The organism is Pseudomonas sp. GW821-FHT01C01, from assembly GCF_059422645.1.
The window spans coordinates 33,899-43,261 of record NZ_JBWKXF010000052.1; the positions used below are offsets into that span (position 1 = coordinate 33,899).

Annotated in this window: 9 protein-coding genes; 2 read left to right on the top strand and 7 right to left on the bottom strand. The window is 58.2% G+C overall.

The window, feature by feature from the left end; translation table 11 throughout:
* Positions 1–94: 94 nt before the first annotated feature.
* The 6 genes from AC07XF_RS24000 to AC07XF_RS24025 all read right to left on the bottom strand — a co-directional run bounded on the left by AC07XF_RS24000 (position 95) and on the right by AC07XF_RS24025 (position 6,591).
* On the bottom strand, positions 95–310 hold the full coding sequence (locus AC07XF_RS24000; protein ID WP_018927231.1) for a DUF1127 domain-containing protein: 216 nt from the start codon (positions 308–310) through the stop codon (positions 95–97).
* A gap of 319 nt (positions 311–629) precedes the next feature.
* Positions 630–2,123 carry a succinyl-CoA:acetate CoA-transferase ScpC gene (gene scpC / locus AC07XF_RS24005; protein ID WP_495028452.1) on the bottom strand — a complete coding sequence of 498 codons (1,494 nt, stop codon included), beginning with the start codon at positions 2,121–2,123 and terminating at the stop codon, positions 630–632.
* A 213-nt stretch (positions 2,124–2,336) separates the two neighbouring features.
* Positions 2,337–3,770 carry an NAD(P)(+) transhydrogenase (Re/Si-specific) subunit beta gene (locus AC07XF_RS24010; protein WP_495028453.1) on the bottom strand — a complete coding sequence of 478 codons (1,434 nt, stop codon included), beginning with the start codon at positions 3,768–3,770 and terminating at the stop codon, positions 2,337–2,339.
* Positions 3,767–4,123: an NAD(P) transhydrogenase subunit alpha part 2 gene (locus tag AC07XF_RS24015; protein WP_007992881.1), complete on the bottom strand. Its 357-nt coding sequence runs from the start codon at positions 4,121–4,123 to the stop codon at positions 3,767–3,769. The genes AC07XF_RS24010 and AC07XF_RS24015 overlap by 4 nt, the downstream gene beginning before the upstream one ends.
* Positions 4,124–4,134: 11 nt before the next feature.
* A complete protein-coding gene (locus AC07XF_RS24020; RefSeq protein WP_495028454.1) occupies positions 4,135–5,256 on the bottom strand; it encodes a Re/Si-specific NAD(P)(+) transhydrogenase subunit alpha in 1,122 nt (373 codons plus the stop codon).
* A gap of 435 nt (positions 5,257–5,691) precedes the next feature.
* A complete protein-coding gene (locus tag AC07XF_RS24025; protein WP_495028455.1) occupies positions 5,692–6,591 on the bottom strand; it encodes a LysR family transcriptional regulator in 900 nt (299 codons plus the stop codon).
* Positions 6,592–6,748: 157 nt separating this feature from the next.
* Between AC07XF_RS24025 and AC07XF_RS24030 the strand changes: the two genes are divergently transcribed.
* Both AC07XF_RS24030 and AC07XF_RS24035 read left to right on the top strand, forming a co-directional pair.
* The gene (locus AC07XF_RS24030; RefSeq protein WP_007992884.1) at positions 6,749–7,930 is read left to right on the top strand and encodes an acyl-CoA dehydrogenase; all 1,182 of its coding nucleotides are present in this window, start codon (positions 6,749–6,751) and stop codon (positions 7,928–7,930) included.
* Positions 7,931–7,943: 13 nt separating this feature from the next.
* Positions 7,944–9,164 (top strand): CaiB/BaiF CoA transferase family protein, encoded by a 1,221-nt coding sequence (locus AC07XF_RS24035; RefSeq protein WP_495028456.1) that lies wholly within the window; start codon positions 7,944–7,946, stop codon positions 9,162–9,164.
* Between the two features lie 10 nt (positions 9,165–9,174).
* Here AC07XF_RS24035 and AC07XF_RS24040 read toward each other — a convergent pair.
* Positions 9,175–9,363, bottom strand: a 189-nt coding sequence (locus tag AC07XF_RS24040) for a hypothetical protein (RefSeq protein WP_495028457.1), incomplete at its 5' end; no start/stop codon positions are given.

Genomic DNA, 9,363 nt, shown 5'->3' on the forward strand with positions numbered 1-9,363 from the left:
CGACAAAACCCGTCGTGGTTTCCCACGACGGGTTTTGTTTTTTCAATTCGGGTTGCTGGCGGTGGACCTTGAGGTCAGAGCCAGCGACGCTAACTTAGCGCCAGAACGGCTTGCTCAGCTCTTCGTAGCGTTGTGCTTCGCTAATCCCGGCGTCAGCCAGCAGACGCGAATCCAGGCGAGCCAGTTGATGGCGGCTGGAGATGCGGCGCTGCCACAGCATCAGGTTGGCGATAACGCGCAGAGGCAGGGAAGCCTGGGTTTTTGCAGCAGTGTCTTCGAAGAACAGTTCGGAACTGAGTGTACGTTCCATGGTTGACATCCTTCCGCTTGTGGCGGGATTAGGTAGTGGTTTAACTGGTGCCCATGATCCTCTCGTTTGCCTAGTCTCTGTAGATACAGTTCACCTGTATTGTGAGAGCTCAGTTAACTGTTTATAGGCGGTGTACTGGTCGAAATTGAGGCAACTGTACCTGTCAGCACCATTGCGGTGCATTTTTGTTGTTTTGGTCCAGTGAGGTAGGAGTTTTCGGTAGGAAATGACCGGTACAGCAGTACAGTTTTTTTCATATTGCAAGGAGGCAAGCGCAAGCTGACGAAACTGTGTTTGCGTCAGCTGCTATCTGTACCAATTACTTCTTCAGCATTTGCCCGGTTTCTTCCAGGTTGATGTGCCAGCTGAGGGCGTCACGCAGGATGTGCGGGGTGTGCCCGCCGATGGCGCATGCGGCGGTGAAGTAATCATTCAGCGCCTGGCGGTAATCCGGATGCACGCACTTGTCGATGATGACCCGGGCACGCTCCCGGGGCGCGAGGCCTCGCAAGTCCGCCAGGCCTACTTCGGTCACGAGGATGTCGACGTCATGTTCGGTATGGTCGACATGGCTGACCATCGGCACCACGCTTGAGATCGCACCGCCCTTGGCAACCGACTTGGTCACGAATACAGACAGGTGCGCATTGCGCGCAAAGTCGCCGGAGCCGCCGATGCCGTTCATCATCCGCGTGCCGCAGACGTGAGTGGAGTTGACGTTGCCGTAGATGTCGAACTCCAGCGCCGTATTGATGCCGATGATGCCCAGGCGACGCACGACTTCAGGGTGGTTGGAAATCTCCTGCGGGCGCAGGACCAGCTTGTCCTTATAGCGCTCCAGATTGCCGAAGACGTCGGCATTGCGCCTGCTCGACAGGGTGATCGAACTGCCCGAGGCAAAACTCAGCTTGCCTGCGTCGATCAGGTCGAAGGTCGAGTCCTGCAAAACCTCGGAGTACATCGTCAGGTCTTCGAACGGCGAGTCGATCAGGCCACACATCACCGAGTTGGCAATGGTGCCAATACCAGCTTGTAACGGGCCGAGCTTGTTGGTCATGCGTCCGGCGGCCACTTCCTGCTTGAAGAAGTCGATCAGGTGGTCGGCAATGGCTTGGGTCTCAGCGTCTGGCGCCAGCACTGTGGAAGGTGAGTCAGCCTGATTGGTGACCACGATGGCGACGATTTTTTCCGCTGGAATCGGGATGGCGGTGCTGCCAATGCGGTCGTCGACCTTGACCAATGGAATCGGCGTACGGGTCGGACGATAGGTCGGGATATAAATGTCGTGCAGACCTTCGAGATTCGGGTTGTGCGCCATGTTGATCTCGACGATCACATGCTTGGCGAAAATTGCGAAGCTGGCCGAGTTGCCTACCGAGGTGGTTGGCACGATATGCCCTTGCTCTGTGATCGCTACGGCTTCAATCACGGCAATGTCCGGCAGTTTCAATTGCTGGTTGCGCAATTGCTCCACGGTTTCCGACAAGTGCTGGTCAATGAACATGACCTCGCCGGCGTTGATCGCCTTGCGCAGGGTGCTGTCGACCTGGAACGGCATGCGTCGCGACAATACACCGGCTTCGGTCAACTGCTTGTCGAGGTCGTTGCCCAGACTCGCGCCGGTCATCAGGCTGATCTTCAGCGGCGTGACCTTGGCACGTTCGGCCAGCGCTTGGGGGACGGCCTTGGCTTCGCCGGCGCGAGTGAAGCCGCTCATGCCGACGGTCATGCCGTCCTCAATCAGAGCGGCAGCGTCGGCAGCACTCATCACTTTTTCCAACAACGAAGGCAGGCGAATACGGTCACGGTACATGGATTGTTATCTCGGGTAACAGGTAGCAGGACGTGCAGTCTAGTGAATTGCGTCGGCTTCTGTCCCGCTACCAAGGTCGCAATCGAGGCGTCTATTCCGGGCCTTTGAAGCAAAACACCGTTACCGGATCGGTAATAAAAGAATAGTTTGTCCGACGATTTGCGCAAACAAAAACGCCCCGACGAGTCGGGGCGTTCTGTGTACCGCAGAGGGTTAGTCGACGGCTTTGACCATGTCTTCGATGACTTTCTTCGCGTCGCCGAACACCATCATGGTTTTGTCCAGGTAGAACAGTTCGTTGTCCAGGCCGGCATAGCCGCTGGCCATCGAGCGCTTGTTGACGATGATGGTCTTGGCCTTGAACGCTTCGAGAATCGGCATGCCGGCAATCGGCGATTTCGGATCGTTCTTCGCGGCCGGGTTGACCACGTCGTTGGCACCCAGCACCAGCACCACGTCGGCCTGACCGAACTCGGAGTTGATGTCGTCCATCTCGAACACCTGGTCGTAAGGCACTTCGGCCTCGGCCAGCAACACGTTCATGTGTCCCGGCATACGGCCGGCAACCGGGTGGATCGCATACTTCACGGTCACACCGCGATGGGTCAGCTTCTCGGTCAGCTCCTTCAGCGCATGCTGTGCCCGTGCTACCGCCAGGCCGTAACCTGGAACGATGATCACGGTGTCGGCGTTGGTCAGCAGGAAAGTAGCGTCGTCAGCCGAACCGGATTTCACCGGGCGGGCCTCCTTGGCACCTGCCGGACCTGCGTCGGCTGTGTTGCCGAAACCGCCGAGCAATACATTAAAGAAGGAACGGTTCATCGCCTTGCACATGATGTACGAGAGGATCGCACCGGACGAGCCCACCAGCGAGCCGGCAATGATCAGCATCGAGTTGTTCAGCGAGAAGCCGATACCCGCTGCCGCCCAGCCGGAATAACTGTTGAGCATCGACACTACCACCGGCATGTCGGCGCCGCCGATCGGGATGATGATCAGCACGCCGAGCACGAAGGCCAGCGCCAGCATCACGCCGAAAGCGGTGTAGTCGCCGGTGAGCATGAAGGTCACGCCCAGGGCCAGTGTCGCCAGGCCCAGCAGCAGGTTCAGCTTGTGCTGACCGCCAAACTGTACCGGTGCGCCCTGGAACAGGCGGAACTTGTACTTGCCAGCCAGTTTTCCGAACGCAATGACCGAACCGGAGAAGGTGATAGCGCCGATGGCGGCACCGAGGAACAGTTCCAGGCGGTTACCGGCCGGGATCGCGTCACCGAGTTGCTGGACGATGCCCAGCGATTGCGGCTCGACCACGGCAGCCACGGCGATGAACACCGCTGCCAGGCCGATCATGCTGTGCATGAAGGCGACCAGTTCGGGCATCTTGGTCATTTCAACGCGTTTGGCCATGATTGTACCGACGGTGCCGCCGATCAGCAGGCCGACGATCACGTAGACGATACCGTCATGGGCCAGCTCGGCACCGAGCTTGTAGATCAGACCGACCGTGGTGAGGATCGCCAGGCCCATGCCGAGCATGCCGAACAGGTTGCCGCGACGCGACGTGGTTGGATGCGAGAGACCCTTGAGCGCCTGGATGAAGCAGACCGAGGCGATCAAATACAGGGAAGTAACCAGGTTCATGCTCATGCTTGCTGCACCTCAGCCTTGACTGCTTCGGCCTTGGCTGCCGGAGCTTTTGCTGGAGCCGCTTTTTTCTTGAACATTTCCAGCATGCGCCGGGTCACCAGGAAACCACCAAACACGTTGACCGCGGCCAGGGCCACGGCCAGGGTGCCCATGGTCTTGCCCAGCGGGGTCACGGTGAGGGCGGCAGCGAGCATGGCGCCGACGATGACGATAGCCGAGATGGCGTTGGTCACGGCCATCAGTGGTGTGTGCAGTGCAGGTGTCACGTTCCAGACCACGTGGTAGCCGACATAGATGGCCAGCACGAAGATGATCAGGTTGTAGATACCGTGAGAGATCAGCATGTCTTCCATTGTTTTTATCCTCAGCCGTTCTTGCGCACGATCTGGCCGTCGCGGCACATCAGGCACGCGGCGACGATATCGTCTTCAAGGTTGATCACCAGTTGTCCTTCTTTATCGAACAACAGTTTCATGAAGTCCAGCAGGTTGCGTGCATACAGTGCCGAGGCATCGGCTCCAACTGCGGCAGCCAGGTTGGTCGGGCCGACAATGGTCACGCCATTCTCGACAACCACTTGGTCCGCCACGGTCAGCGGGCAGTTGCCGCCCTGGGCTGCCGCAAGGTCGATGACTACCGAACCGGGCTTCATCTGTGCCACGGTTTCGGCGCTCAACAGTGTCGGCGCCTTGCGGCCCGGAATCAGCGCGGTGGTGATGACGATGTCAGCCTGTTTGGCGCGCTCGTGCACGGCCACGGCCTGACGTCGCATCCAGCTCGCCGGCATCGGCCGGGCGTAGCCACCGACACCGACGGCGCATTCGCGCTCTTCATCGGTCTCGTAAGGCACGTCGACGAACTTGGCGCCGAGGGATTCGATCTGCTCTTTTACCGCAGGGCGCACGTCAGACGCTTCGATGACCGCACCCAGGCGTTTCGCTGTGGCAATTGCCTGCAAACCGGCCACACCGGCACCGAGAATCAGCACGCGCGCCGCTTTCACAGTGCCCGCAGCGGTCATCAGCATCGGCATGAAGCGCGGATAGTAGTGCGCGGCCAGCAACACGGATTTATAACCGGCGATGTTGGCTTGCGAGGACAGCACATCCAGGCTTTGGGCGCGGGAGGTGCGAGGCGCTGCCTCCAGGGCAAATGCGGTAATGCCGCACTCGGCCAGCTTGGCGATGGTTTCATTGCTGAACGGGTTGAGCATCCCCACCACAACGGTGCCGCTTTTAATCAGCGTCAGCTCGCTGTCGCTGGGCGCGACCACCTTCAAAATCAGCTCTGCACCAAACGCGTCATTGGCGCTGCCAATGGTCGCGCCTGCCGCTTCATAGGCACTGTCGACAACGCTGGCATTAACGCCGGCGCCGCTTTGTACAGTGACCTTATGACCCTGGCTGATCAGCTTCTTGATGGTTTCCGGGGTTGCAGCAACCCGTGTTTCACCGGTCTGGGTTTCGAGAGGAACACCAATGTGCACGTCAAATCTCCTGCGTGATCTTATTGAGTAAACCCATGCACTACGGATGGTGCGGCTGGGGCGGCCGATCAGCACGATCCCGCCAAATCAGGGCGGGGCGCGGCATTTTGCAGGCGAACTTTGTGCCCTTCAAGGGATTATGACGGGTGACGGAAAATTAACTACAAGTCACCCCGTGACCGAATGTCGCAACCAACTGGCTCAATCCCTTGCAGACCGTGCTTTTCAAGGATTCTGGCTTAAATTCAAGAAATTACACATCGGCCGTATGAATGATGCGACATCGCATCGAAATAGTGGCGCAAAGCCGCGTGGTCAGGCGCTTGTGGGACGTTTGTACGACTTCTCGATACAGTTTGCTGGTATGCGACAAATACTTATATCTGTAGTGCTTGTTTTTTACTGACTACGAGGTCAGGTAATGTTGGGGAGCCTTTATCCCTCTAGGCTGTAGCTGTGCGCCTGATTTACCAGCCAGTCTCGAAATGCCCTTAAAGACGCCGATTCGACCTTTCGCTCAGGAATCATCAGGTAATAAGCCTTGATGCTGGACAGTGCTTGCGGGTTGGCAATCACCAGGCGTTTCTCTTTCAGCTCTCGTTGAATCAGGAACGGCGGGATCAGGGCAATACCCATGTCGTGCATGGCCGCTTGGGCGAGCATGGAGAATAGCTCGTAGCGAGGACCTGTCATGTCTCGCGGGACATTCAGGTGTTGGGAGTCGAACCATTGGCGCCAGGCATAGGGGCGGGTGGTTTGTTGCAGAAGAGGTAAGTCGGCGATTTCGCCGGGCGTCAGACTGATCTTTTTTCCGAGCAGGTTGGGGCTGCATACGGGCATCGGATTTTCACCCATCAGCCTGTGGGATTCTGTACCCGACCAGTCCGCGTCACCGAAGTAGATTGCGGCATCAAAATCAGTGTCGGCGAACAGGAACGGCCGCGTGCGGTTGGTCAGGTTGACCGTCACTTCCGGGTGCTTTTGCTGGAAGTCCTTGAGTCGCGGCAGCAGCCATTGGGTGCCGAAGGTCGGAACTACGGCCAATTCGATCACGTTGGTGCCTTGCTGGCCCATGACCGACAAGGTATCGCGCTCTACCGCGTCGAGCTGAGTGGCCACTCGACGGCTGTAGGAGAGACCGGCTTCCGTCAGCTTGACCCCGCGCCGCGAGCGTCGGAACAGTTCCACACTGAGGAATTCCTCCAGGCTGGCGATCTGTCGGCAAATCGCCCCTTGGGTCAGCGAAAGTTCCTGGGCTGCCTTGGTGAAACTCTCGTGGCGCGCCGCTGCCTCAAAGCTGATCAGGGCGGTGGTGCTGGGTATCTTTCTGCGCATGTACGTCAACCTCACTAATACATCGCATAAAGGCTCTTTTGCGACGTTTCGGAGTGAGAAAATAGCACAACAGTATGCGAAATCCTCGTTTGCCGTAGCGCCGATCCGGGCCTAGGATCAGTCCACGTCATTTGACCCGATTCGAGAGGACACACTCATGGGCGGTAAAGCTAGCTTCAACTGGATCGATCCCCTGCTGCTGGATCAACAGCTCACTGAAGAAGAACGCATGATTCGCGACACGGCTGCGCAATTCGCTCAGCAAAGCCTTGCGCCGCGCATCCTCGAAGCTTTCCGCCATGAGAAGACCGACCCGGCGATCTTCCGCGAAATGGGCGAAGTCGGCCTGTTGGGCGCAACCATTCCCGAGCAGTACGGCGGCAGCGGCCTGAACTATGTCAGCTATGGCCTGATCGCCCGTGAAGTCGAGCGCATCGACTCCGGCTATCGCTCGATGATGAGCGTGCAGTCCTCTCTGGTGATGGTGCCGATCAATGAATTCGGTACTGAAGCGCAGAAGCAGAAGTACCTGCCGAAACTGGCTTCGGGCGAGTGGATCGGCTGCTTCGGCCTGACCGAGCCTAACCACGGTTCCGACCCGGGCTCGATGATCACTCGTGCGCGCAAAGTGGAAGGCGGCTACAGCCTCACTGGCAGCAAGATGTGGATCACCAACAGCCCGATTGCCGATGTGTTCGTGGTCTGGGGCAAGGACGATGCCGGCGACATCCGCGGCTTTGTTCTGGAGAAAGGCTGGAAAGGCCTGAGCGCTCCGGCGATTCACGGCAAGGTTGGCCTGCGGGCATCGATCACCGGCGAAATCGTGATGGACAACGTGTTTGTTCCGGAAGAGAACATTTTCCCGGATGTCCGTGGCCTGAAAGGTCCTTTCACGTGCCTCAACTCGGCGCGTTACGGCATCTCCTGGGGTGCGCTGGGTGCAGCCGAGTTCTGCTGGCACACCGCTCGCCAGTACACCCTGGATCGTCAGCAGTTCGGTCGCCCACTGGCTGCCACTCAGTTGATCCAGAAAAAACTGGCCGACATGCAGACTGAAATCACTATGGCGCTGCAAGGCTGCCTGCGTCTGGGTCGTATGAAGGATGAAGGCACTGCGGCGGTCGAAATCACCTCGATGATGAAGCGCAACTCTTGCGGCAAGTCCCTGGACATTGCTCGCATGGCTCGCGATATGTTGGGCGGCAATGGTATTTCCGATGAGTTTGGTGTTGCTCGCCACCTGGTCAACCTGGAAGTGGTGAACACCTATGAAGGTACCCATGACGTCCATGCTCTGATCCTTGGTCGTGCGCAAACCGGCATCCAGGCGTTCTATTAATAGGAGAACGTCGATGGGCGCGCTTTCGCATCTACGGGTACTGGATTTATCGCGGGTGCTGGCCGGGCCTTGGGCCGGGCAGATCCTTGCCGACCTTGGCGCCGAAGTGATCAAGGTCGAGCGCCCGGGTAACGGCGATGACACGCGCGCCTGGGGGCCACCGTTCCTCAAAGACGCTTATGGGGAAAACACCAGCGAGGCGGCCTATTATTTGTCGGCCAATCGCAACAAACAATCGGTCACCATCGACTTCACGCGCCCTGAAGGGCAGAGGCTGGTGCGTGAGTTGGCGGCCAAGTCGGACATCCTGATCGAGAACTTCAAGGTTGGCGGTCTGGCGGCTTATGGCCTGGACTATGAATCGCTGAAGGCGATCAATCCGGATCTGATCTATTGCTCGATCACCGGCTTCGGCCAGACCGGTCCTTACGCCAAGCGTGCGGGTTATGACTTCATGATCCAGGGGCTGGGTGGTCTCATGAGTCTGACGGGGCGACCTGAGGGCGAAGAAGGTGCGGGGCCGGTGAAGGTTGGCGTGGCGCTGACGGATATCCTGACCGGGCTGTATTCGACTGTCGCGATCCTGGCTGCGCTTGCGCATCGGGATCACGACGGTGGTGGTCAGCATATCGATATGGCACTACTGGACGTGCAGGTGGCTTGTCTGGCCAACCAGGCAATGAACTACCTGACGACAGGCAATGCACCTAAACGCTTGGGTAATGCTCATCCGAACATCGTGCCCTATCAGGATTTTCCTACGGCGGATGGCGATTTCATCCTTACCGTCGGGAACGATGGGCAGTTCCGCAAGTTTGCCGAAGTCGCGGGGCAGCCTCAGTGGGCGGACGATCCGCGTTTTGCGACTAACAAGCTGCGGGTGGCAAACAGGGCTGTACTGATTCCGCTGATCCGCCAGGCTACGGTGTTCAAAACCACTGCTGAGTGGGTGGCGCTGCTGGAGCAGGCTGGCGTGCCATGCGGGCCTATCAATGACTTGGCGCAGATGTTTGCCGATCCTCAGGTCAAGGCGCGCGGGTTGGCTATCGAGCTGCCGCATGCGCTGGCGGGAATGGTGCCTCAGGTGGCGAGCCCGATTCGACTGTCCGAGACGCCAGTTGAATACCGTTATGCGCCTCCTTTATTGGGTGAGCACACGCTGGAGGTTTTACAGCGAGTGTTGGGCCTGGATGCTGGAGCAGTGTCTGCATTCAAGGCTTCGGGTGTTCTCTGATTGGCTTCTTCTATATAGAGGGGCGTTTTTGCTCCTCTATATAGAAGGTAATCAGGTGGTTTGCCCCCGTTCTGCAAGTTATTGATAGAAAACCAAAATCAGTGCTTGACGGCAGATTCTGAAGGCCTATAATTCGCCCCACTTCCGGCGCAGTCGAAACGGAAAACTCCTTGATAAACAAAGAGTTACGCAGTTTTCG

Bases quoted from the DNA above. Each gene is read 5' to 3' on its own strand.
- AC07XF_RS24000 (WP_018927231.1), bottom strand. From the start codon at position 310: ATGGAACGTACACTCAGTTCCGAACTGTTCTTCGAAGACACTGCTGCA.
- scpC (WP_495028452.1), bottom strand. From the start codon at position 2,123: ATGTACCGTGACCGTATTCGCCTGCCTTCGTTGTTGGAAAAAGTGATG.
- AC07XF_RS24010 (WP_495028453.1), bottom strand. From the start codon at position 3,770: ATGAGCATGAACCTGGTTACTTCCCTGTATTTGATCGCCTCGGTCTGC.
- AC07XF_RS24015 (WP_007992881.1), bottom strand. From the start codon at position 4,123: ATGGAAGACATGCTGATCTCTCACGGTATCTACAACCTGATCATCTTC.
- AC07XF_RS24025 (WP_495028455.1), bottom strand. From the start codon at position 6,591: ATGCGCAGAAAGATACCCAGCACCACCGCCCTGATCAGCTTTGAGGCA.
- AC07XF_RS24030 (WP_007992884.1), top strand. From the start codon at position 6,749: ATGGGCGGTAAAGCTAGCTTCAACTGGATCGATCCCCTGCTGCTGGAT.
- AC07XF_RS24035 (WP_495028456.1), top strand. From the start codon at position 7,944: ATGGGCGCGCTTTCGCATCTACGGGTACTGGATTTATCGCGGGTGCTG.